Source organism: Acidobacteriota bacterium, assembly GCA_026707545.1.
Lineage (GTDB): Bacteria > Acidobacteriota > Thermoanaerobaculia > Multivoradales > Multivoraceae > Multivorans.
In genome coordinates this window covers 134369-156797 of the sequence record JAPOWR010000005.1, presented here as the reverse complement: position 1 = coordinate 156797, position 22429 = coordinate 134369, and the positions used below count along the sequence as shown (strand labels likewise).

Here is a 22429-nt window from a genome sequence, read left to right as displayed (position 1 = left end):
GTTGGCGCTCCGCCGCCTGCAAGTCTCTACCGCTCCGGCTTCGGCAGCGGAATCGGAACGCCGTCGGGTTCCTGCCGCTCCGCGATCGTCGCCGGTTCGGGCGTACCGGTCACGTCGGGAACGGGGCCTTCATCCTTCGTGGACGCCGCCGCTCCCTCGTCGGGCGGCTCGACGTCGAGGATCGGCGTCGGCTTGCGCACCGGGGTGAGGTCCTGGCCGGTCGCCTCGAGGATCATCTCGTACACGCGGTCGCCCTCGAGCGATTCGAGTTCCAGCAACTCCCTCGCCAACTGCTCGAGCAGGTTCCGGTGCTCCGAGAGAATCTCCCGGGCCTTCTCGTAGCCCCGCTGGACGATGGCGCGGATCTGGCTGTCGATCGAATGCGCGGTGCTGTCGGAGTAGTCGGAGCGCTGGCTGAAGTCGCGGCCGAGGAAGACCGGCTCGCTCTTCTCGCCGAAGTTGAGCGGCCCCAGGTCCGACATGCCCCACTCGCAGACCATCTGCCGGGCCATCTCCGTCGCGCGTTCGATGTCGTTGCCGGCGCCGGTCGTGATGTCGTCCTGCGAGAGTTCCTCGGCGACCCGGCCACCCATCAGGATCGCGATCTGCGCGTCGACGTACTTGCGGCGGTAGGTGTGCTTGTCCTCCGTCGGAAGCTGCATCGTCAGCCCGAGGGCGCGGCCCCGCGGGATGATCGTGATCTTGTGCAGGGGGTCGGACTCGGGCATGAAGGCGGCGACGAGGGCATGACCGGCCTCGTGGTAGGCGGTCACCTCCTTCTCCTGCTCGGTGAGCATCATCGTCTTGCGCTCGGCGCCCATGATCACCTTGTCCTTGGCGAACTCGAAGGAGGCCATGTCGACCTTCTTGTGGTTGCGCCGCGCCGCGATCAGGGCCGCCTCGTTGACGAGGTTCGCCAGATCGGCGCCGGAGAAGCCGGGCGTGCCGCGCGCCAGCACCTGGAGATCGACGTCGGGATCGAGCGGGATGTTGCGGCTGTGGACCTGGAGGATGCCGAGCCGGCCGGCGATGTCGGGCCGGTCGACGACGACGCGGCGGTCGAAGCGGCCCGGTCGCAGCAGCGCCGGGTCGAGGACATCGGGACGGTTCGTGGCGGCGATCAGGATGACGCCCTCGTTCGTTTCGAATCCGTCCATCTCGACCAGCAACTGGTTCAGGGTCTGCTCGCGTTCGTCGTGCCCGCCGCCGAGGCCCGCGCCTCGATGACGGCCGACCGCGTCGATCTCGTCGATGAAGATGATGCAGGGCGCGTTCTTCTTGCCCTGCTCGAACAGGTCGCGGACCCGGCTGGCGCCGACGCCGACGAACATCTCGACGAAGTCGGACCCCGAGATCGAGAAGAAGGGGACGCTGGCCTCACCGGCGATCGCCCGCGCCAGCAGGGTCTTGCCGGTGCCCGGCGGACCCATCAGCAGGACCCCCTTGGGAATGCGGCCGCCGAGTTTCTGGAACTTCTGCGGCTCCTTCAGGAACTCGACGATCTCGGAGAGCTCTTCCTTCGCCTCCTCGATCCCGGCGACGTCCTTGAAGGTGACCTTCTTGCCGGTGGCGTTGAGAAGCTTCGCCTTGCTCTTGCCGAAGGAGAGCGCCCGGTTGCCGCCGCTCTGCATCTGGCGCATGAAGAAGATCCACAGGCCGATGATCAGGAGCAGCGGGCCGTAGGTCATCAGCACCGCGGCAAGGGTGTTCTTCCTCTCGCGCTGGACCTCGATGCGCTCTACGTGCTCCTGCAACAAGGGCCAAAGGTCCGGAGTGTTCAGGATCTCGGTGCTGAAGGTGCCGTCGGCGAGACTGTCCCGGGGCGCGTTCTTGTAGGTGCCTTCCACCCTGTAGGTGCTGGCCGTCTCGTCGCCGGTGATCGTGACCTCATCGATCCGGCCCTTCTCGACATCCTCGAGGAACTCGCTGTAGGTGATCTCCCCCCGCTTGGCGGCGCCCTGGCTGAACAGGTTGTAGAGCAGGATCACCATCACGAAGATGGCGGCCCAGAGCAGGAGGTTCTTCAGTGTCGCGTTCATCGGTGGTGGATCGTCCTCATCGCGGAGGAACAACCATGCTCCGGCCAAGGAGATTCCTGTCCCGCAGGCTGCCGGACTGCAACAAGACTGTCACTCCGTCCGCGGTTCTTCAAGCAATTCAATTCTTTGATCCCCGCCGAACGGAGGCCGCATGAGCACCCGCAGCCGGTCGCCGGACTCCTCCCAGCGCCAGCCGTCGCCGCAGTCGCAGCCGACCGCCGCGCCGGTGTCGCGCCGCCGCTCGACCTGCCGCCGCAACTCCCGCCGAGCGGCTCGCCTCGGCGGATAGGGCGCGCCGGCCAGACGGTGAAGACGGGCGAGCGCGGCCGGCCAGAGCGTCGCCGGCAGCCCCGTCAGCGCGCCCGTGTCGATCTCGCAGCACCGGTGCCCCGGCCGCGGCTCGAGCGCCTCGTCGAGCAGCCGCCGGACGGTACGTTCCGCGCCCCGAGCGGCTCCGGCCAGGCGGTTCAGCCGGGCGCCCAGATCCGGCGTCTCGGCCACCAGGAGCGGCAGCAGGCGGCGGCGCACGAAGTTGCGGCGCGGTCCCGGAGCGCGGTTCGTCGGGTCGTCGACCGGGCGGATCCCGCTTGCGGCCACGTAGCGGCGAAGGTGCCCCGGCTCGAGGTCGAGCAGGGGACGGAGCAGCGGCAGGCCCAGGCGGTTCGACACCGGGTGCATGGCCCCGAGACCGGCGGGACCGCTGCCGAAGAGAATGCGCAGCAGCACGGTCTCGGCCTGGTCCAGCCGGTGATGCGCGGTGGCGATCGCCGCCGCGCCCGCCGATCCGGCGGCGGCAGCGAGGAGCCGGTAGCGTTCCGCGCGGGCCCACTCCTCACCGCCCACGCCCGGCGGCATCGGGCGCGCGACGCGGAGTTCGAAGGCGACGTCGAGATGCCGGGCGATCCGGCGCGCCGCGCGGGCTCGCCCGGCCGATCCTTCGTCGAGCCGGTGGTCGACGTGGACCGCGCGGAGCCCGAAGCCGAATCGGGAGGCGCAGGCCCGGAGCGCGATCAGCAGGGCGGACGAATCGGGTCCCCCGGAGAAGGCGGCGACGACCGACGATCCGCGGACGGCGCCGGCCAGTTCGCCGCGCCGCTCGAAGAAGGCCGCCACCTCCCGCTCGACGCGGTGGGAGCCATCCCGCGGCGGGGTCGGGTGGTGGCGGTGGAGGGACTCGAACCCCCGACACAGCGGATATGAGCCGCTTGCTCTAACCGGCTGAGCTACACCGCCAGATCGACGCCGAACCCTAACGGAATCGCTCCCCCGTTCGGCATTCCGGCCCGGCGTCTCCGCGCCCGCGACCGGTGAGCGCCGCCTGTTCAGGGGGACCGCTTGCGCAGCGAGTTCTGGCAGCTCCGAAACTGGCCGAAGAAGCTGCGCATCGACTCGGAGAGCGCCTCGTCGTTCAACCGGTAGATCACGTTCTGGCCGCGACGCTGATCGATCACCAGGTCGGCTTCCTTGAGCACCGACAGGTGCCTGGAAATCGTTGGCTGGGAAAGCTCGAACTCACCCACGATGTCGCCGACGCAACGCTGCTCGTCCTCGAGAAGTCGGAGGATGTCCTGCCGCGTGGAGTCCGAGAGCGCCTTGAAGACCTTCGTCATTCTCCGGGAGCGACGGTGCCGGGGTTCGAGTCCGCTCAGCGAACCGCCAAGGCGGACGGGTCGAGGTTCTGTGCTGTTGTCCACGGTCTCAGATCTCCAAAAAGCTGCTAATGAACAGTTGCCCATTATGCCATAAGTTGGCCGCCACGTCTCGCCCTCGCGGGTCCGATGCGCCGATTGGCCTCCGCCTTCAGGCCCGCGAGTTCAGCCGGCCGGGCACATTCAGGCCCCGCCGCTGCAGGTCCCGCCGCATGCGGCCGATCACCGTCGCGACCGTCGCCGGCGCCAGTTGGACCGCCCTCGCGGCCTCGTGCGAACTCCAGCCGTCCACGACCATGCGCTCGGTGATCCAGGTGTCGCGGAGGCCCGTGGCCCGTCCGCTCGCGACGCACCAGCATTCCCGCCGGAAGTGGTAGCGGAGTTCGCGGACGTAGATGTCGTTGAAGGGACTCGCGGCCGCGGCCGGCAACTCCAGGCGGTCGGTTCCGTCGGCCGGGCCCTCCCGGAGATCGATGCTCAGTTCGGCGGAGGGGTCGCGCTTGAGCGCCCGCCGGGCGCGCAACCAGTCGACCAGGGCGCTGCGCGCCACCCTGCGCAGGTAGGACATGATCGTCGTCTCGGTGCGCCCCTTGCAGCCGCGCAGCACGCGGCGGTTGTTCTGTAGCAGCCGGAGGTAGGTTTCCTGCACGACTTCGTCCAGGAGATCCCGGGTCAGGCGCAGTCCGTAGCTTCGCCCCAACCCGGCGAGCGCGCAGCGCAGCGCCGGTTCGACTCGCTGGACAAGGGGCGCCCAGTCGCCGTCGCGGGCAGCGCATCCGCGCCAGAGCGCAGGGAACTCCTGCGACTCCTCGCACTGGTGTTCATTGGTCTTTGGGTTCATCTTCCGCTCCAGGAAAGAGGAGCGGAGACGCCCAAGGGACGGTCCGGGGGAACCGGGGCGATCCAGCCGGGACGGCCTTACCCACGAGTCGGCAAGGACCGCGCAGCGTAGCACTCTCCACGGCCCGATGGGAGGGCCGGAGAGCGGAATTCAGCCTCTGAAGCGCTCCGACACGGCGTCCCAATCGACGACGTTCCAGAACGCGTCCAGGTAGTCCGGCCGCTTGTTCTGGTACCTCAGGTAGTACGCGTGCTCCCACACGTCGACGCCGAGCAGCGGAGTCAACCCCTCCATCAACGGCGAATCCTGGTTCGGGCGAGCGATCACCGACAGACCGTCATCGCCGCTGACCAGCCAACCCCAGCCGCTGCCGAACTGACCCATCGCAGCGCCCTTGAAGCGCTCCCGGAACTGGTCGAAGCCACCGAAACGGATATCGATCGCGGTGGCCAGGTCGCCGCTGGGCGCGCCGCCGCCATCCGGCCCCATGACCGACCAGAAGAGCGAGTGGTTGGCGTGGCCGCCGCCGTGGTTGCGCACCGCGCCGCGGATCGAGCCCGGCACCTCGTCGATGTTCCTGAGCAGGTTCTCGACGCTCATCGCGGCCAGATCCGGATGCCCTTCCAGTGCCGCGTTGAGGTTCGCGACGTAGACGGCGTGGTGCCTGTCGTGGTGTATCTCCATCGTCAGCGCGTCGATGTGCGGCTCGAGGGCGTCGAAGGGATATGCGAGATCCGGAACTTCGTGCATGATCGGTACTCCTGTGAGGAAGTGGTTGGGCAGGCGATTGTGCCACGGAGCGACGCGGCCGTGCTCTTCGTTGACGATGTCCCCGCGCCTGCCCTAAGATCACGCGGCCTGCGATGTCCGCCGGGCGGCCGGAGCGCCGGCGCCGGGGAGGTTAGCTCAGGGGTAGAGCACCTGCTTTACACGCAGGGGGTCGCGGGTTCGAATCCCCCACCTCCCACCACGGAGGTCAAGGACGATTCAGGAGTCGGGGAAACGGGAAACGGATTGAAGACGGGGTCGTAGTTCAGCTGGTTAGAATGCCGGCCTGTCACGCCGGAGGTCGCGGGTTCGAGTCCCGTCGGCCCCGCCACTTCCGCTCCGCCCTTCCCTCGGCCACCGGGCTTCACCAGAGGTGACCACCACGTGAGAGACAAGATCAAGCTCGTATCAAGCGCCGGTACCGGGTACTTCTACACGACGACGAAGAACAAGAAGCTCAGCCGCGAGAAGCTGAAGCTGAAGAAGTACGACCCGAAGATCAGGCGGCACGTCGAGTTCGTCGAAGAGAAGATGCGCTAGCAGGCTCGCCGCCCGACAAGGTGCCGGCCGTGCGGCCGGCGCGTGCACCTGGCCGCCTGCGGCGGCAGCGGACCAGAAGGTCCGCGCACCCAGTGGGCGCCGAGCCTGCTACTGCTGCGCGACCAGACCGGACACGGGGCTGCCGCCCTGGCCGTCCAGGTCCAGTCGCCGGTCGAGGAGATCTTCCGCTTCGTCGAGCAGTTCGAGGGCGCGGGCAAGCTGCTTGTCCAACACCGCCTGGGCCTTGTACCCCTCGGTCAGGCCGAAGGCGGTGTTGAAGATCTCGTAGCGAAGGCGGACCCGCGCGTGGCGGTCCACTTCCGGATCCTCCCGGGCCTCTTCGAGTTCCCCGGCGGCGACGAACTCTTCTTCGACGACCCATTCCCAGAACCGCTCCAGGTACTCGTCCGACACCTGCCAGTCGGTCGATTCGACGCCTTCCTGGTTGCCCGCCTCGAACGGGAAGCGGTGGAAGCCGCTCCGCGACTGCAGACGCCAGATGAGAGCGGGCGGCTCGTCCTGCTCGATCACGTAGTCCGGGGTCACTCCGCCGCCGCCGAACACCTCGCGGCCCAGGTCGGTGTAGAAGACGGGGCGCTCGTCTTGCGACGGAGCCGGGGGCGCCTCAAGCAGGCCGGCCGGCACGTCGCCGTCGAGCGGGAAGCCGTCCTCCGGCGCGTCCTCTCCGTTGCTGCCGTTCGCGTCGTACTCCGTGTAGTAGTCCCAATACGACGAGTAGTCGCGCTGGATCAACCTCCCCGACGGCGTGTAGTACCGGGCCGTCGTCAGTGCGAGGCCGGCGCCGTAGGACAGCTCGTAGACGGTCTGCACCAGACCCTTGCCCCAGGTCGACGCGCCGACGACCAGACCGACGTCGTGGTCCTGGACGGCGCCCGAGACGATCTCGGAGGCCGACGCTGAGCCGCCGTTCACGAGCACGACGAGGGGCAGGCCGAGCGGCTCGTGGCGGCCGGTGGAGCGGTAGGTCTGGTGAGAACTGTCGATGCGGCCGCGGGTCTCGACGATCGTGCTGCCGGGGGGCACGAACTGATCGGAGACCGCGATCGCCTGGTCGAGGAGACCGCCGCCGTTCTCCCGCAGGTCGAGCACCAGACGCTCCATGCCCTGGTCCCGGAGACTCGCGAGGGCCCGTTCGAGTTCATCGCCGGTCGAGCGCGAGAAGTCGTTGACCAGGACGTAGCCGACGCCCGGCTTCACCATGTGGACATGGCGAACGGTCTCCTGCGGGATCTCGGCCCGGGTCACGGTGACGACCAGGGGCTCGTCGAGACCCGGACGGAGCAGGGTGACGGTGACGTCGGTCCCCTTGGGGCCCTTGAGATTGCGGATTGCCTCGTTCGGACTCATCTCCTCGGTCGGCTCGCCGTTGATGAGGTGGATGATGTCGCCGGCGCGGATGCCCTTCTCGTAGCCCGGCGTGCCTTCGATCGGCGAGATGACCGTCAGCCGGTTGTTGCGCGTCCCGACGTAGATGCCGAGGCCGTAGAACGAACTCTGCTGGCGTTCCCTCATCGAGTCGTAGGCGACCGGCGGCAGGAAGCTGGTATGCGGATCGAGGCTGCGCAGCATGCCGCCGATCGAGGCGTAGATCAGGTCGCGGTAGGCGACCTCAGGCACGGCGTAGTGCGCGTGCGCCGCTTCGATCAGGTCGGTGTACTCGCGAACCGGCGCGAACTCCCCGCCGCCCACCGCCAGCAGGTGGCCACCGGCCAGCCCGCCGACGAGAACGGCCGTGACGAAGAGGACGAGTGCGATGTTGCGCCAGGGTTTCTGCACGAGGGTTCCGCTCTTGGTCGCGCCGGTCGGACCGCCGCCCGGCGAGGCGAAGCGAAGATTGTAACAGCGAGCCAGTGGCGCGGGTTGGCGTATCATGCCGTCCCATGTTCGGCCCGATCGGCATGCAGGAGATGCTGTTCATCATGGCGGCCGCTCTGCTCATCTTCGGCCCACGGAAGCTGCCTGAACTGGGCCGCACGCTGGGCCGCGGCATGGCCGAGTTTCGGCGTGCCACGAGCGATTTGAAGCGCTCGATCGACGTCGAACTCGACGAAGAGAAGCGCCCGCCGCCGCCACGCCGAATCGACAAGAGCAAGAAGACCGGGGTGTCGGACGGTTCCAGGAAGACCGCGAGCGCCGACGATTCGAAGAAGACGGGCGAATCGGGGGCCCGGACGCCGAGTGACCCCGCCGCCTGAAGAGCCCGAACAGGGACAGCCGACTGAAGAGTCGGAACCGGAGCGGCTGCCCCCGACGCAGCCCGCCCGCAGGAAATCTGAGGAGGACGAAGAAGAACTCCCGCGGATGACGCTGCTCGAGCACCTCGACGAGCTGCGCCGCCGCATCCTCCGCACGCTGATCGTCGTCGTCGTCGCGTTCTTCGGCTGCTTCGCCTTCGCCGAAGAGATCTACAACGTGCTGGCGAGACCGATCGAGCCCCACGTCGATCAGCTCGTGTTCGACGGCGTCACGGATCCGTTCATCGTCTTCGTGAAGGTGGCGCTCCTGGCCTCCGTCTTCGTCACCTCCCCCTATCTCGTCAGCCAGCTCTGGGGCTTCGTCTCGCCGGGGCTCTACCGGCGCGAGAAGCGCTACGCGATCCCCTTCATCTTCTTCGGCTCCTTCTTCTTCCTGGGCGGCGGCGCCTTCGGCTACTTCGTCGCCCTGCCCTTCGCGACCGAGTTCCTGGTCAACATGGGTCTCAACAGCGACTGGGGCGCCGACATCCGGATCGAGCGGTACCTGAGCTTCGCGGTCAACGTCCTGCTCGGCCTGGCCGTCATGTTCCTGCTCCCGATCGTCATCTTCATGCTGTCGCAGCTCGGCATCGTGACGCCGCGGTTCCTGATGCGCCACTTCCGATGGGCAGTGCTCATCATCGTGATCCTCTCCGCCGCGATCACGCCGACCCCGGACGCCATCAACATGACCATCGTGGCGGGGCCGACGCTGCTCCTCTACCTGCTCGGCGTCGGCGCCTCGGCCCTGGTCCAGCGCCGCCGCAAGCGTCTCGAGAAAGAGGCCGAAGAGGAGTGGGCGAGCTAGCGCATCGTGGCGGGATCCCGGAGATAGGATCCCGCGCATGGCCGAGCCCGCCCACGCAGCACGAACGGCGCCGTCCGACGCCGAACGAGCACCGCTTGACGCGGCGGACTTTCCCGGCTGCAGGGCGGTCCGCATCACGCTGGAGCAGATCGACGAGTACGAGGGCCGGCTCGAGTATTGGGAGAGGCGGACCGCGACAGCGATGGTCGTGTGCGAGCCGACGACCACCTATCACGAGCGGCCCGGGCACAGACTGGCCGGCCTTGCGGCGCTCATCGCAGCGTCGAGGGGCTCGGCGATCGCGGCTTTCGGCACGTCGGACCTGGTGCGCTTCGACGCCCGGGGCAAGCCCAGGGTGTTGATGCAGGCGGACCAGATCCTGTACCTGCATCCGCCTTCCGCTGAAGAGCTGGCGCCGAAGGTGGACGTGGACGGCGGGGCTCTGCCCGACGTCGTGCTGGAGGTCGACTACTCGACGGACGTTCGCGTTCGCAAGCTTCGACTGTACGAGGCCTGGGGTTTCCCCGAGGTCTGGGTCGACGTGCCGGATGTGGGCTCGCCGAGCCGTCCCAAGTCCCGGGTGCCCGGTCTCGCGATTCACGTTCTTGAGGGCGGCCGCTTCGTCCGGGCCGAGAGCAGTCGAGCGTTTCCCGGCTGGACTGCCGAGGAGATTCACCGGGCGTTGAACGAACACCGGATGTCGGACATCACGCGCGAGGCCCTGCATCGCGTAGGCGCCGCCCTGAGCGCCGCCGAAGGCACGGGACCGGACGACGACCCCTGGCTGCGGCACTACCGCAACGAGAGTCGCAACGAGGGGCGCGCCGAGGTGCGGTACGAGTCGGTGCTCGCCATCCTCGAAGAGCGCGGCATCACGGCGGCGCCGTCACTGCCGGCACGTCTCGCCGCGCTGGGTGAACTGCCGGCGACCGCGATGGTGCGGGCCGCGTTGCACTGCGCCAGCGAGAGCGAGTTTCTGGCACTCTGCGCCGCGGAGCGCGGCTCGCCACCGGCTACGACACCGGGCCCAACGCCTCGACGATGAGGTCGACGAGTTCGCGGGCGGCGCCGCGGCCGCCGGGGGCGTCGAGGACGAGGTCGACGTTGTCGCGGACCTCCTGCACCGCGTCGGCCGGGGCGACGGACAGGCCTGCGGCGCGCAGGACCGGCAGGTCGACCAGGTCGTCGCCGACGTAGGCCACTTCGGAGGCTTCGAGCCCGCGACGCTCGAGCAGATCGGCGAAGGCCGCGGCCTTGTCGCGGCGGCCGAGGAGCACCTCGTCGAAGCCGAGGTCGGCGGCGCGGCGGGCGACCGCGGGGGAGTCTCTCCTGGAGCTCAGAAGACCGACGCCGAGGCCCGCGTCGCGGGCGCGCTTCACGGCGACGCCGTCTCGCGTGTCGAACGCCACCGCGATCTCGTCGCCGAGGTAGTAGAGCCGGCCGTCGGTGAGCACGCCGTCGACGTCGAAGAGGAGGAAGCGGAGGCGAAGGACAACGGAGGAGAGCATGGTGGACATCGGCGGCTACTTCCGGCGCAGGCCCCAAAGATCGTGGATGTGGACGAGGCCGCGCAGGCGGCCGTCGCCGTGGCAGATGAACAGGGACGTGATCCGGTGCCGCTCCATGGACGCCAGGGCGACCGTGACCAGGGCGTCGGGCTGGATCGTCTTCGGTTCGGGCGTCATGTAGTGGCAGACGGCGCGGTCCAGGAACGCGCCGCCGGCCGACTCGCCGGCAGCCGGATCCGTGTTCAGCAGGCGCCGCAGGTCCCCGTCCGAGACGACGCCGCAGAGACCGCCCGCGTCGTCGACGATCGCGGTGATGCCGAACGACTTCTCGGTCATCTCGAACAGGGCCTCGCGCATCGAGGCCTGGAGCCCGACCTTGGGCACGGCGGCGCCGGCGTGCATCACCTGATCCACCGTCATCAGCCGGCGGCCGAGCTCGCCGCCGGGATGAAGGGTGGCGAAGTCCTCGAGGGTGAACCCGCGCGCCTCGAGCAGCGCCATGGCAAGTGCGTCGCCCAGCGCCAGGGTGGCGGTCGTCGATGCGGTCGGCGCCAGGTTCAGGGGGCATGCCTCCTGGTCGATCGCCGCCGACAGGTGGATGTCGGCGCGCTCGGCGATCGGACTCTTCGCGGCCCCGGTGACGGCGATCAGGGGAACGCCGCGCCGATGCAGCACGTCGATCATCCGCAGCAGTTCTTCCGTGCCGCCGGAGGTCGAGGCGGCCAGAACCACGTCGCCCGGCACGATCATGCCCAGGTCGCCGTGGATCGCCTCGGCCGGATGGATGAACAGGGCGGGCGTGCCGGTCGAGGCCAGGGTGGCCGCCACCTTCTTCATCACGTGGCCGCTCTTGCCCATACCGGTGCAGATCACCCGCCCCCGGCAGTCGCGCATGCGCCGCACCGCCTCGCCGAAGGAGTCCTCGAGCTGCCCGATCAGGCCGCGGATCGCCGCCGCCTCGAGTTCGAGGACGGCCCGGGCGATCTCCAGGCTTCGCTCCGATTCGGCGGTTGCGCTGCTGGGGCGTCCGGCCACTTCAGTTCAGACCCAGGGGCCCTCGGCGACGCGAGAGCGGTGAATCTCGAGCGCGGACAGGAGCAGTTTCTCGGCGCGTGCGAGCGGCAACTGGGTCTCGCGGTCGCACCGCGCGCTGTCGGGGTCCGGATGCGTCTCGAGATATAGGCCGGCGGCGCCGGCGGCGATCGCGGCGCGGGCCAGCGGCTCCGCGAACCGGCGGTCGCCGCCGCTCTCCTTCTCGCGGGCGCCGGGCAACTGCAGCGAGTGCGTCACGTCGTAGAGGACGGCGATCCGGTGCTCGGCGAGGAGTTCGAAACTGCGCATGTCGACGACCAGGTTGTGGTACCCGAAGGAGCTGCCGCGCTCGGTCACGGCGATCCGCGCGTTGCCGGTGGCGCGTGCCTTGTCGACCACGCGCACCATGTCGGCCGGCGCCATGAACTGGCCCTTCTTGATCAGGACCGGCCGCCCGGTTGCGGCCGCCTCGACGACCAGGTCCGTCTGGCGGCAGAGGAAGGCGGGGATCTGGAGGACGTCGCAGACCTGGGCGGCTTCGGCGCACTGGCCCGGTTGGTGGACATCGGTCAGCACCGGCAGTCCGGTCGCCTCCCTGACCTCCGCCAGCGCCGCCAGCCCTTCGGTGAGCCCCGGGCCCCGGAAGCTGTCGCCGGAGCTGCGGTTCGCCTTGTCGAACGAGGACTTGAAGACGATCGGCAGCCCGAGGCGATGGCTCATCGCCTGGATCTGCTGGCCCACGCCGACGAGCCAGTCGCGGCCCTCGATCACGCAGGGACCCGCGATCACGGGCAAGCCGCCGCGACCGAGGACGATTCCCGGCGCGAGTTCGAAGCCTTCCGCGGTCACGGTTCCCGGGACAGCCTCAGTTTGCTTCGGCGCCGCCGGAGGGAAGCTCGTCCCCGGCGCTCGCCGACGCCGCCGCGGTCCGCTGTTTCTGCTCGACCGCCGCCCGGATGTAGGAGATGAAGAGCGGGTGCGGATCGGCCGGACGCGACCTGTACTCGGGGTGGAACTGGCAGCCGAGGAACCAGGGGTGGTCCGGAAGCTCCACGATCTCGACGAACTTGCCGTCGGGGCTCCGGCCGGAGACGACGACTCCGGAGTCCTGGAGCGCCCCGAGGTACTTCTGGTTCACCTCGTAGCGGTGCCGGTGGCGCTCGCTGATCAGCAACCGGCCGTCCTCGGTTTCGGACGTCCCGCCGTAGACCTGCGCCGCCAGAGTGCCCTCCTCGACGACGCAGGGATAGGCGCCCAGACGCATCGTGCCGCCCATCTCCTCGACTCCGAGCAGGTCGCGCAACTTGTAGATCACGGGATCAACCGCCACCTCGTCGAACTCCGTCGACTGGGCGCCCTCCATGCCGCAGGCGTTGCGCGAGATCTCGATCACCATGCACTGCATGCCGAGGCAGATGCCGAACATCGGCACCTGCTGCTCGCGCGCGTACTGGATCGCCCGGATCTTGCCCTCGACCCCGCGCGGGCCGAAGCCGATCGGCACGAGCAGGCCGTCGACCTCGAACATCTCCTGGGGCCAGCTCTCGGTCTCCAGGTCCTCCGCGTTGATGTAGACCAACTGGACCTCGACGTCGTTGGCGATGCCGCCGTGCATCAGGGCTTCGTTCAGGCTCTTGTACGCGTCGGGCAGTTCAACGTACTTGCCGACGATGCCGATCCGCACCTGCCCCTGCGGGTGGCGGATGCGGTGGACCATGCGTTCCCAACCGGCCAGGTTGCGCGGGGAGCCCGGCAGGCTGAGCAGGTCCATGAGGGACTCGTCGAGGCCCTCGCGGCAGAACATCAGGGGCACTTCGTAGATCGTGTCGACGTCGCGCGCGGCGATCACGTTGTGGGTGTCCACGTTGCAGAAAAGGGCGATCTTCGCCTTCATCTCGTCCGGCAGGTCGCGGTCCACCCGGCAGAGCAGGATGTCCGGGGAGATGCCGATGGCCCGCAACTCGCGCACCGAGTGCTGGGTGGGCTTCGTCTTCTGCTCGTCGGAGGCGGCGATGTACGGCACCAGGGTGAGGTGGAGGTTGACGGCGTTGCTTCGACCCAGTTCCTGGCGGAACTGCCGGATCGCCTCCAGGAAGGGCAGGGACTCGATGTCGCCGACCGTGCCGCCGATCTCGACCAGCACGACATCGGCGCTGCCCGCCAGCCGGCGCATCCCCGCCTTGATCTCGTCCGTCACGTGGGGAATGACCTGGACCGTGTTGCCCAGGTAGTCGCCCCTGCGCTCCTTGTTGATCACCGCCTCGTAGATCTTGCCGGTCGTGTAGTTGTGCTTCTTGCTCGTCTTGCAGGTGGTGAACCGCTCGTAGTGCCCCAGGTCGAGATCCGCCTCGGCGCCGTCGTCGGTGACGAACACCTCGCCATGCTGGTAGGGGGACATCGTCCCCGGATCGACGTTCACGTAGGGGTCGAGCTTCATCATCTCGACGGTGAAGCCGCGGGCCTCGAGAATCGCTCCCACCGAGGACGCGGCCACGCCCTTGCCGAGCGAGGACACGACGCCGCCGGTGATGAAGATGTACTTGGTTGCCATGGCGTGTGCTCCCGTCCTTACCTATGGATTCTCGTCCGTCTGCATGGCCAGCATCCGCCGCTCGGCCAGCGCCAGGTCCGCCGGCGTGTCGACTCCCAGGGGCGCCTCGTCGACCGGCAGGACGCGGATGCGGACGCCGTTCTCGAGCGCGCGGAGCTGCTCCAGCTTCTCGGAGCGCTCGAGCGGCGAGGCCTCGAGTTCGGCGATCCGCAGCAGCACCTCGCGGCGGTAGCCGTAGACGCCGACATGCAGGAGGACCGGCGCCGCCGGGCCGTCGTCCTCCGAACGCCGGCGAAAGGGGATCCCGGCGCGGCTGAAGTAGAGGGCGTAGCCGTCTCCCCCGCACACGACCTTGACCTGGTTGGGATCCCGCAGGGCCTCCTCGTCGACCTCGGCGGCCAGGGTGACCATCTCCTCGCCGTTTCGCGCTCGCAGGTGCTCGGCGAGTTGCGTGATCGCCGACGGATCGAGCAGGGGCTCGTCGCCCTGCACGTTGATCACCGCGTCGGCGCGCCAGCCACGCGCCGCCCAGGCGATCCGGTCCGTGCCGCTACGGCAGTCCGCGGGCGTCATCTGGCAGGTTCCGCCGAAGCCCTCGACCGTCCGGCGAATGTCCTCATGGTCCGTCAGCACGACTACGGCGTCGAGACCCGACGCTTCGCTCGCCCGGCGGTAGACATGCTCGATCATGGGGCGGCCGCAGATCGGCAGCAAGGCCTTCCCGGGCAATCGAATCGAGCCATATCGAGCAGGAATCGCACAGACGATACCGACTGCGTCCGATACGGGCCGAGCACTCGACACGGGCGACCCTACCCGCGCGGCGCGCCGCCGGTCAAACCGCCGGGCCGCTCACCGGCGGACGGGCCGATACGCTCGCGGCGTGTACCGGACCCCGCGCGTTCTAGCCCCGATCGCGGCGTGCCTGCTGGCGGGGTGTGGCGACGCCTCGCTGCCGACCGGCGCGGCGGAGTGGATCTGGCCCGAGACGGCGGCCACGGAGGCCGGACAGCCGGCGGCCTACGTGCTGCTGGGCGACTTCGAGCTGGACCAGGCGCCGGAGGCGGCAGCTCGCCTGTTCGTGACCGCCGACCGCGAGTACGCGGTGCATCTGAACGGCCATCAGATCGCGCGCGGCGGCTTCCGGCGGGGCGAGCCGATCGACGAGGTCCAGGTCGCCCACCTGTTGCGCGCCGGGGCCAACCGTCTGACGATCGAGGTGCGCACGCCCTACGGCGACGGCGGCGCGCTCGCCGGCATCGAACTCGCCGACGGATCGATGCCGGTCACGACGGACCGCACGTGGCGTTTCCTGGACGCGTGGGAACCGCTGGCGGTGAAGGGAGCCGCGCCGGTCGCGGACGGCCGTGAGCCCGGGTTCGTTCGCTCCTGGGGGCGGCCGCCTGTCGGCCGCTGGGGCCGCATCGTCCGCGGCGAGCTGGCGAGGCCCGAGCCGATCTGGCAGGCCGTTGTGCCGCGCCGCATCGTGCGCGTCTCCACGTCCCCCGGCCTCGAGGTGTTGCCCGGCGAGCGATCGGCGTTTCGGGTGGACTTCGGCCGCGAGGTCACCGGGGTGCTCGAACTGGAGTTCCGGCCAGGAAGCGCCGTCGGTGCCGGCCGGCTCAAGTTCTGCCGCGGCGGCGACTGTGAGTGGCGGCCGCTGGTGCTGACCGCCGGACGGCCGGCCTGGAGGGACTCGGCCTCGCGCACATTCGACACTGTGGAGGTGTATGGGTTGAAGGAGCTTCGGGCGGTGCGGGCGCGTAGCTAGAAGGTGCCGGCCTTCGGCCGGCGCGTGTTTCTGGCCGCCTTCGGCGGCAAGCGGACCAGAGGGTCCGCGCACCCAGAGAACGGGCGCAGTGCGGCGGGGTTTCTACATGCGGGTGCCATGCCGCCGCTGCAGCGCTTGCGGTCGCCGCTCCGCGGCGGCGTGTTTCTGGCCGCCTCCGGCGGCGAGCGGACCAGAAGGTCCGCGCACCCAGAGAGCCAGCCCGGTGTGGCCGACTTTTCTACATGCAGATGACATGGCGCCGCTGCGGGCGGAACCCAACTGCAGCAGGGCATCCCGCAGAACCCCACGACCGTTCTCTGGGTGCGCGGACCCTCTGGTCCGCTCAGGGCGGAGCCGCGAAGCGGCGTAGCCCCAGGAACACTGCCGCCGGCCAACGGCCGGCGACCTTCCGCCGCTGCGGGCTATCTCAACTGCAGCAGGGCAGCTCGCAGAACCCCACGACCGCTCTCTGGGTGCGCGGACCTTCTGGTCCGCTTGGGGCGGGGCCGCGAAGCGGCGTAGCCCCAGGAACACTGCCGCCGGCCAACGGCCGGCGACCTTCCGCCGCTGCGGGCTATCTCAACTGCAGCAGGGCAGCTCGCAGAACCCCACGACCGCTCTCTGGGTGCGCGGACCTTCTGGTCCGCTTGGGGCGGGGCCGCGAAGCGGCGTAGCCCCAGGAACGCAGCCGCCGGCCGGAGGCCGGCGACCTTTCTCCCCACCGCCAACCCGACGACTGCGCCGGCGGACTCCCTACGGCTCCTCCCACACGATGCCGGGCGGCGGTTCGAAGCGGCCCGGGGCCGCGCCGCTGCGGTAGTCGCCGACGACGAAGCGGTTCTCGTTGCGCTGGGCGTCGTAGTAGGTCAGTTCACGCAGCCGTTGCTGGCCGCGATCGATCACGACCTGCACGAGGGCGACGTCTTCGCTCGGTTCGAGCGGGCGCAGGACGACGAGCACCCGGTCGTCCGGTGCGGGGCCGGTTTCCGCCTCGTACCGGTCCCGGAGATCGTCGGTCGTGAGCAGGAAGAAGTCCAGCCCCGGGGCCGGCTGCTCGGACAGGTCGTGGCGCTGGCCGACCGACTCGCCCGGATTCCAGTGATGCACGGTCCGGTCGCACAGCAGGAACGCCTTCTCGAACGGCGGCGAGTAGTCCCAGCGCAGGCAACCCGGCAGGTCGACGGCCAGGTCGCCGCGTTCCGTCTCGCCGTCCTCCGGATCGAAGCCGTAGGGGACGTAGGTCTGGACGAACCCCGCCGAGAGCGGCGACTGCGCCTCGAGCGAACGCCGGAACTCCTCGAGAACGCCCCAGGGATCGTCGGCGTGCGAAGGCCCGGCGGCCACCAGGCAGAGGGCCGCGAGGGCTGATGCCGGCCAGAAGGCCGGCGCACCCAGTGTTACGCCGTTACGCCTGACGGATGCCGCCGTTCGCGCGGGCCGCATCAGTGCTTGAAGTGGCGGCGCCCGGTCAGGAGCATGGCGACGCCGTGCTCGTCGGCGGCCGCGATCACCTCGTCGTCCCGGACCGAGCCGCCCGGCTGGACGATCGCCACGACTCCCGCCTCGGCGAGGGTGTCGATCCCGTCCCGGAAGGGGAAGAAGGCGTCCGAAGCGGCAACCGTGCCGGCAAGGGGGAGCTGCGCCTTGTCGAGCGCAATCCGGCAGGAATCGACGCGACTCATCTGGCCGGCGCCGATGCCGACGGTCTGGTGCTCGTTGGTGACCACGATCGCGTTCGACTTCGTCGCCCTGCACACCCGCCAGGCGAAATCGAGCGCGCGCAACTGCGCCTCGTCCGGTTGCGCCCGCGTGGGACAGGTCCATTCCCGCGGGTCTTCCGGAGCGCTGTCGAGGTGCTGGGCGATGAACCCGCCGTCGACGGCTCGCAGCTCGTAGGCACCGTCCTCAGCGGAGAAGGGAGGGCATTCAAGCAGGCGGAGGTTCTTCTTGCGGCCGAGCCGCTCCAGCGCGGCGGCGTCGAAGGAGGGAGCCACGATGACCTCGACGAACAGCTTCGCCATCGCCCCGGCCAGGGGCTCCGGGAAGGGCCGGTTGACCGCGATGATCGAGCCGAACGCCGATACCGGGTCGCAGGCCAGGGCCCGTTCGTAGGCCTCGACCAAGGACGCGCCCCGTCCGACACCGCACGGGTTGTTGTGCTTGACGATGACCACCGTCGGGTCGTCCCCGGCGGCGCCGAACAGCGCCGACAGCTTCCGCGCCGCGTCCGCATCGAGCATGTTGTTCCACGAGAGTTCCCGGCCCTGGAGTTGCCGAAAACCGCCCAGGACGCCGCCGCCGCCGACCTCCCGGTAGACCGCCGCTCCCTGGTGCGGGTTCTCGCCGTAGCGCGGCGCCAGCACCTGCTCGAGTTCGAGCCGGACGGACTCCGGCAGGGGTGAAGACTCGTCGCGGGCGGGCGCCCCCGTGCCGTTCGCCAACCAGTCGGCGATCGCGGCATCGTAGCTCTCTGTGTGCCGGAACGCCTTGAGCGCCAGTTCGCGCCGGAGCTCTTCCGGCAGGCCTCCCTCGGACCGAAGGGCCTCGAGGATCCGCGGGTAGTCCGCCGGGTCCACGACGACCGCCACGTTGGCGAAGTTCTTCGCCGCGGCGCGGACCATGCTCGGGCCGCCGATGTCGATCATCTCGACGGTGCTGTCCACGGTCGCATCCGGGGCCGCGGCGGCGGCGGCGAAGGCGTACAGGTTCACCGCCACGAGGTCGATCGGCGGGATCTCGTGCTGCTCCAGTTCCGCCTGGTGCTCCGGCCGGCGCCGGTCGGCCAGGATGCCGCCGAAGATCCGGGGGTGCAGACTCTTGACGCGCCCGTGGAGGATCTCGGGGTGTCCGGTTACATCGGACACCGCGGTGACCGATACGCCGTGCTCCGCGAGCTGGCGCGCGGTACCGCCGGTCGAGATGATCTCGACACCGAGCTTCGCCAGCCCCGAACCCAGTTCCTCAAGGCCCGCCTTGTCGAAGACCGAGACCAGTGCGCGGCGAACGGGGAGCATCGGAGTCGGCGCAGCGTAGCACGCTGAAAGGCCGCCTCAAGGATCGGCAAAGGGCTCGATATCGACCCGCCCGCAGAGACTGCCCTTCTCGTTTTCGTATGAGGCGGATTCGCCGGTGACCGTGTCCTCCACCGTCATCTTGTACTGCACATCCGAGAGACCGCCGTAGAGGATCCAGAAGCTGCCGTTGATCGCCCGGCCGTCGAGCACCTTCACCGCCAACTCGATGTTCTCCTTGTTGAAGAACCAGAAGAACCCGGTGTTGGCCGTGGTCAGGGAATCGGCCACCCTGGCGGTCTTCTCATTGTCGGGAGACTCGAGGTTGGGATCGACGAAGCCGACCTCGACCGAGAAGCGGTCGTCGAGCAGACACAGCAGTTCCTTGCCGGCCTCGCATTCCCCCGCAGACTCTTCGGATCGCTCGATGCCGATCGCGGGCAGCCGCGCCACGTCCATCTTCAGCAGGTCGATGCCGGGCTCGCCCCGCACCCCCGTCGACGGCGCAAGCTGCGCGGCCACTCCGGCTCCCGCGAAGGCGGCGATGTCGCTCTGCCCACAGACTTCCTTGGGCGGGTTGTGGTAGGTGCGCCGCTGTTCGCCCTGCGTGTCCTCCACCGTCACCCAGTACTCCACGTCCGACAGGGCGCCGAAGAACACCCAGAAGTTGCCGTTGAGCGCCGTGCCGTCGAGCACCTTGAGAACGAGTTCCACGTTGTCCGGCTCGAAGAACCAGAACAGACCGGATTCGTCCGAGAAGTCGATGGGGACGCCGGTGCCGAAGCCGTGGTCGCCCGCCTTGTCCGGGTTCGTCCAATGCACCTGCACCTCGAAGCGGCCATCCCGGAGGCACAGGTACTGCGCGCCGTCACGACAGGCGTCCCGGAAGGCGCCGGTCGTCGCGCTCACCTCTCCGGAAACCGCTCGCGTGGCGCCGACCGCCGAGACGAGGCGGAACGTGTAGGGAGTGTCGGTCATCAGACCACTGATCCGAACCGAACCGGTGGCGGCCCGGGTCGTGATCAGTTCAGTCCAGTCCGACTCCGGATTGCGCCCCTCGACGACGATCAGGCCCAGCGACCTGTCGGCCCACCTTCCGAACCACTTCAGCTCGATCGCGGAGTCGCCCGCGGGCGCCGCTGTGAGCTCCGTGGGTCGTACGCCACCGGGCAGCTTCACGGTCACCGTGTTGCTGCTGCCGGAGAAACCGGTGTCGTTGAAGGCGAAGACGCGGTAGTCGTCGACGCTCCCGGGCGTCAGGCGTGTGAGCAGCACGGACTCCTCGTTGGCGCCGACCAGGGCGGCCCGGCTCCAGCGGTCGCCGAACTCACGGACCTGGACCTCGAAGCCCCGTTCGTCCGTCGAGTCGTCCTCCCAGGTCAGCCGCACCGAGGTCGCGTCGACGGGCATCGCTCGAAGCCGTCTCGGCCCCCGCGGCCCCTTCCCTGACACGCCGAGCGTGACGACCAGCGTGTCGCTCGAAGCCGTCTGTCCCTCGGCGTCCACGGCGACCACGCTGAAGAAGTAGCGGCCGCCCCGTGCGAGGGCCGGAATCTCGATGGACTCCGTGTTGGCCTCGACCGCGAAGAACTCGGACCAGCCCCAGACGGCGGCCCGGACGTCGAACCCGACCTCGTCGTCCGAGTTGTCGGTCCAGGTCAGGCGAACCGACGTGCCATCGGTCACCGTCGCGCGGAGGTTGCTGGGCGGCTCCGGACCCTCGAGCTCCTCCGGCACGACGACGACGTCGTCGCTCCAGGACAAGCCGCCACCGCTGTACGCGGAAACGCGAAAGACATGGCGAACGCCCGGCTCGAGGCCCCCAATGAAGCTGAACTGTCGGTCCGCCGCGACCTCGTTCCGATACCAGAGTTCGCCGCCGCGCAGCGACTGGAGTTCGAAGCCGATCTCGTCGTCCGAGTTGTCCGTCCAGAACAGGATCGCGAAGCTCCCGATGGCCGTCACGCTCAAATCCGTGGGAGCGGCCGGCTCCGCCCCGGGCACGACGACATCCAGGTAGGTGCTTCTCAGGGAACGGTTATCGCCGATGTACGAATAGACCCAGAAGAAGTGATAGCCGGGCTCGAGGTCGTCGATCTCGACCGACTCCTCATCGGCGGCGACCAGGGTACTGACCGCCAACGGTTGGCCCTGCCGCTGGACCCAGACCTCGAATCCGACCTCGTCGTCCGAGTTGTCGACCCAACTGACGCGCACGGTCCCGGCGCCGGCGAGCTGAGCGCGAACGTTGCCCGGCGCCGCGGGCGCGCCCTCCGGCGGCACGGTCAGGGCGTCGCTGTACTGGACGCCGATCCTCGAGGTGCGGCGGAGCGCGCGCTCGTTCTCCTGCTCGCCGCCGATCCCGATGGTCCGCCGCTTGGGCCTGATCCGCACCGACGAGAAGAAGGGCTCCGTCTGGCCGCGATAGCTCATGATCGTGCCGACGTTCGGAATGTGTTCGTGGTTGTGGTGGCCGAAGGCGTACGGCTCCACCGCCTGGTCAGGAGTGATCACCGAGACATTGTCAGGATCGTGGTTGGCGCCCAGGTTGTGGCCGACCTCGTGCGCGAAGATCTCGGCGTCGTCGAAACTGGCACAACTGTTCGCGGTCCAGCCGTACGCACGGGAGGAGAAGTCCTCGGCCGTCTCACCCTGAGTCAGCAGGTAGGCGCGGCCGCAAGCCCCGAGCAGGGACGTCCTCTCGCCGCTGAACACGTGGACCACGTCGGCGCCGTGGCGGGTTCGCAACTGCAGGACCTCGCCGTTCCAGAGCGTTCGCAAGCTGAGTTCGTTCTGGAACGGGCCGACACCCCTTCTGCCCACCGTGTCGAGCACCGCGGGCGCCCTGGCGATGTGGACGAGGTTCGCCTTGATCGGTATCTGACCGTTGCGGAGCACCAGGTTCAGGTAGTCGCCCGCGTTCCGGATCGAGGCCAGGGCGCCGCCCCGGTTCGCCCAGTTCCGGGCTGCCTGCGCCGTGTACAGCACCAGAATGTCGAGTTCGTTCCCGTTCTGCGCCTGGGCCACACGCTGAGACTGGCCAACGCGCCCGGGGGTCTCGACCAGGAAGTTCTCCTCCAGGCCCAAGGGCTCCAGGCCGACCGGACAGACGGTCTCCGGGGCGTCGCCCGGCACGCCACCGGTATCCGCCATCGTGCCACCGCCGTCGGGGCCCGCGCTGATCCTGAACTTCACGCCTCCCGGTTCCCCGAACCGTCCCACGAAGCTGCCGTCCTCCACCGTCAGGACGACGCTCTCGTAGTCCGCCCCCGGAAAGCTGCCTGCCCACATCACGTTGCCGTTGCCGCGATCCTCGAACACGCTCCGCACCGCGACGAGCACCCGGCCGTCGGGCGTCGGCAACTCGAGCCGCGGCGGGGCCGACCTGACCAGATCGAGATCGACCTGTACGGTCACCGGCCCCATGCCCGGTTCGAACTGCGCGGCCGCGGCCACTCCGGGGGTCCCCGTTCCTGGGCCCAGGCTCAGCAGGCGCTGCGCCTGGGCGGCGCCCCCTCCAAGAATCAACAGACTGATCGACGCGGCCGCAACTCGCCGGCCCGCTTTTCTGGTTTCGTTCATGGTCGGGGAGTGTAGTCAGTGCCCCACCCGTCTGTCAGCCTCACGCGGGGTACTCCATTGACTGGCTCGCTCCA

At 69.1% G+C, this 22429-nt stretch carries 19 protein-coding genes and 3 tRNA genes; 7 read left to right on the top strand and 15 right to left on the bottom strand.

Going from position 1 to position 22429, the window contains the following annotated elements; all coding sequences use genetic code 11:
* Positions 1 to 26 precede the first annotated feature (26 nt).
* From ftsH to OXG83_16725, 6 genes are all read right to left on the bottom strand, one after another.
* Positions 27 to 2039: an ATP-dependent zinc metalloprotease FtsH gene (ftsH, locus tag OXG83_16750; GenBank protein MCY3966670.1), complete on the bottom strand. Its 2013-nt coding sequence runs from the start codon at positions 2037 to 2039 to the stop codon at positions 27 to 29.
* A 90-nt stretch (positions 2040 to 2129) separates the two neighbouring features.
* Entirely contained in the window at positions 2130 to 3152 is a 1023-nt protein-coding gene (gene tilS / locus OXG83_16745) for a tRNA lysidine(34) synthetase TilS (protein ID MCY3966669.1), read from the bottom strand.
* 43 nt (positions 3153 to 3195) lie between these two features.
* A tRNA-Met gene (locus OXG83_16740) sits at positions 3196 to 3272 on the bottom strand.
* An 89-nt stretch (positions 3273 to 3361) separates the two neighbouring features.
* Complete coding sequence (locus OXG83_16735; protein MCY3966668.1) at positions 3362 to 3649, bottom strand: metalloregulator ArsR/SmtB family transcription factor; 288 nt, start codon at positions 3647 to 3649, stop codon at positions 3362 to 3364.
* 190 nt (positions 3650 to 3839) lie between these two features.
* Positions 3840 to 4529, bottom strand: a complete 690-nt coding sequence (locus OXG83_16730; GenBank protein ID MCY3966667.1) for a hypothetical protein — start codon at positions 4527 to 4529, stop codon at positions 3840 to 3842.
* A gap of 150 nt (positions 4530 to 4679) precedes the next feature.
* Positions 4680 to 5282, bottom strand: coding sequence for a superoxide dismutase (locus tag OXG83_16725; GenBank protein MCY3966666.1), 603 nt, complete (start codon positions 5280 to 5282; stop codon positions 4680 to 4682).
* Positions 5283 to 5424: 142 nt separating this feature from the next.
* Between OXG83_16725 and OXG83_16720 the strand changes: the two genes are divergently transcribed.
* The 3 genes from OXG83_16720 to rpmG all read left to right on the top strand — a co-directional run bounded on the left by OXG83_16720 (position 5425) and on the right by rpmG (position 5837).
* Positions 5425 to 5499: transfer RNA gene (locus tag OXG83_16720), tRNA-Val, on the top strand.
* A gap of 52 nt (positions 5500 to 5551) precedes the next feature.
* Positions 5552 to 5628, top strand: a tRNA-Asp gene (locus tag OXG83_16715).
* A gap of 53 nt (positions 5629 to 5681) precedes the next feature.
* Positions 5682 to 5837, top strand: a complete 156-nt coding sequence (gene rpmG / locus OXG83_16710) for a 50S ribosomal protein L33 (GenBank protein MCY3966665.1) — start codon at positions 5682 to 5684, stop codon at positions 5835 to 5837.
* Positions 5838 to 5945: 108 nt separating this feature from the next.
* Here the strand turns inward: rpmG and OXG83_16705 are convergent, their stop codons facing one another.
* The gene (locus OXG83_16705) at positions 5946 to 7634 is read right to left on the bottom strand and encodes a S41 family peptidase (protein MCY3966664.1); all 1689 of its coding nucleotides are present in this window, start codon (positions 7632 to 7634) and stop codon (positions 5946 to 5948) included.
* A 104-nt stretch (positions 7635 to 7738) separates the two neighbouring features.
* Here OXG83_16705 and OXG83_16700 point away from each other — a divergent pair, with 104 nt between their 5' ends.
* The 3 genes from OXG83_16700 (at position 7739) to OXG83_16690 (ending at position 9945) form a co-directional block, all read left to right on the top strand.
* Positions 7739 to 8053, top strand: a complete 315-nt coding sequence (locus OXG83_16700; GenBank protein MCY3966663.1) for a twin-arginine translocase TatA/TatE family subunit — start codon at positions 7739 to 7741, stop codon at positions 8051 to 8053.
* 106 nt (positions 8054 to 8159) lie between these two features.
* On the top strand, positions 8160 to 8900 hold the full coding sequence (tatC, locus tag OXG83_16695) for a twin-arginine translocase subunit TatC (GenBank protein ID MCY3966662.1): 741 nt from the start codon (positions 8160 to 8162) through the stop codon (positions 8898 to 8900).
* Between the two features lie 37 nt (positions 8901 to 8937).
* Positions 8938 to 9945 (top strand): Uma2 family endonuclease, encoded by a 1008-nt coding sequence (locus OXG83_16690; GenBank protein ID MCY3966661.1) that lies wholly within the window; start codon positions 8938 to 8940, stop codon positions 9943 to 9945.
* Here the strand turns inward: OXG83_16690 and OXG83_16685 are convergent.
* The 5 genes from OXG83_16685 to kdsB are packed head-to-tail and all read right to left on the bottom strand — an operon-like array spanning position 9914 to position 14795.
* Positions 9914 to 10417: an HAD family hydrolase gene (locus tag OXG83_16685; protein MCY3966660.1), complete on the bottom strand. Its 504-nt coding sequence runs from the start codon at positions 10415 to 10417 to the stop codon at positions 9914 to 9916. The genes OXG83_16690 and OXG83_16685 overlap by 32 nt on opposite strands.
* Before the next feature lie 6 nt (positions 10418 to 10423).
* On the bottom strand, positions 10424 to 11443 hold the full coding sequence (locus OXG83_16680; GenBank protein MCY3966659.1) for a KpsF/GutQ family sugar-phosphate isomerase: 1020 nt from the start codon (positions 11441 to 11443) through the stop codon (positions 10424 to 10426).
* A 6-nt stretch (positions 11444 to 11449) separates the two neighbouring features.
* Positions 11450 to 12289 (bottom strand): 3-deoxy-8-phosphooctulonate synthase, encoded by an 840-nt coding sequence (gene kdsA, locus OXG83_16675; GenBank protein MCY3966658.1) that lies wholly within the window; start codon positions 12287 to 12289, stop codon positions 11450 to 11452.
* Between the two features lie 16 nt (positions 12290 to 12305).
* Positions 12306 to 13991, bottom strand: a complete 1686-nt coding sequence (locus tag OXG83_16670; GenBank protein ID MCY3966657.1) for a CTP synthase — start codon at positions 13989 to 13991, stop codon at positions 12306 to 12308.
* Positions 13992 to 14012: 21 nt separating this feature from the next.
* Positions 14013 to 14795, bottom strand: a complete 783-nt coding sequence (gene kdsB, locus OXG83_16665) for a 3-deoxy-manno-octulosonate cytidylyltransferase (GenBank protein ID MCY3966656.1) — start codon at positions 14793 to 14795, stop codon at positions 14013 to 14015.
* Between the two features lie 79 nt (positions 14796 to 14874).
* Between kdsB and OXG83_16660 the strand changes: the two genes are divergently transcribed.
* Complete coding sequence (locus OXG83_16660) at positions 14875 to 15762, top strand: hypothetical protein (GenBank protein MCY3966655.1); 888 nt, start codon at positions 14875 to 14877, stop codon at positions 15760 to 15762.
* A 753-nt stretch (positions 15763 to 16515) separates the two neighbouring features.
* Here OXG83_16660 and OXG83_16655 read toward each other — a convergent pair.
* Genes OXG83_16655 through OXG83_16645 form a run of 3 tightly spaced genes read right to left on the bottom strand, consistent with a single transcriptional unit; the run spans position 16516 to position 22355 of the window.
* Entirely contained in the window at positions 16516 to 17205 is a 690-nt protein-coding gene (locus OXG83_16655) for an outer membrane lipoprotein carrier protein LolA (GenBank protein ID MCY3966654.1), read from the bottom strand.
* A complete protein-coding gene (gene purH / locus OXG83_16650) occupies positions 17205 to 18776 on the bottom strand; it encodes a bifunctional phosphoribosylaminoimidazolecarboxamide formyltransferase/IMP cyclohydrolase (protein ID MCY3966653.1) in 1572 nt (523 codons plus the stop codon). The genes OXG83_16655 and purH overlap by 1 nt, the downstream gene beginning before the upstream one ends.
* Before the next feature lie 36 nt (positions 18777 to 18812).
* Positions 18813 to 22355: a fibronectin type III domain-containing protein gene (locus OXG83_16645; protein MCY3966652.1), complete on the bottom strand. Its 3543-nt coding sequence runs from the start codon at positions 22353 to 22355 to the stop codon at positions 18813 to 18815.
* Between the last annotated feature and the right edge of the window lie 74 nt (positions 22356 to 22429).

What these genes read in the sequence shown, in the direction of transcription:
- tatC (MCY3966662.1), top strand. Translation starts at nt 8,160, where the DNA reads ATGACGCTGCTCGAGCACCTCGACGAGCTGCGCCGCCGCATCCTCCGC.
- OXG83_16670 (MCY3966657.1), bottom strand. Translation starts at nt 13,991, where the DNA reads ATGGCAACCAAGTACATCTTCATCACCGGCGGCGTCGTGTCCTCGCTC.
- OXG83_16735 (MCY3966668.1), bottom strand. Translation starts at nt 3,649, where the DNA reads ATGACGAAGGTCTTCAAGGCGCTCTCGGACTCCACGCGGCAGGACATC.
- OXG83_16700 (MCY3966663.1), top strand. Translation starts at nt 7,739, where the DNA reads ATGTTCGGCCCGATCGGCATGCAGGAGATGCTGTTCATCATGGCGGCC.
- OXG83_16730 (MCY3966667.1), bottom strand. Translation starts at nt 4,529, where the DNA reads ATGAACCCAAAGACCAATGAACACCAGTGCGAGGAGTCGCAGGAGTTC.
- purH (MCY3966653.1), bottom strand. Translation starts at nt 18,776, where the DNA reads ATGCTCCCCGTTCGCCGCGCACTGGTCTCGGTCTTCGACAAGGCGGGC.
- OXG83_16685 (MCY3966660.1), bottom strand. Translation starts at nt 10,417, where the DNA reads ATGTCCACCATGCTCTCCTCCGTTGTCCTTCGCCTCCGCTTCCTCCTC.
- OXG83_16690 (MCY3966661.1), top strand. Translation starts at nt 8,938, where the DNA reads ATGGCCGAGCCCGCCCACGCAGCACGAACGGCGCCGTCCGACGCCGAA.
- OXG83_16645 (MCY3966652.1), bottom strand. Translation starts at nt 22,355, where the DNA reads ATGAACGAAACCAGAAAAGCGGGCCGGCGAGTTGCGGCCGCGTCGATC.
- ftsH (MCY3966670.1), bottom strand. Translation starts at nt 2,039, where the DNA reads ATGAACGCGACACTGAAGAACCTCCTGCTCTGGGCCGCCATCTTCGTG.
- OXG83_16655 (MCY3966654.1), bottom strand. Translation starts at nt 17,205, where the DNA reads ATGCGGCCCGCGCGAACGGCGGCATCCGTCAGGCGTAACGGCGTAACA.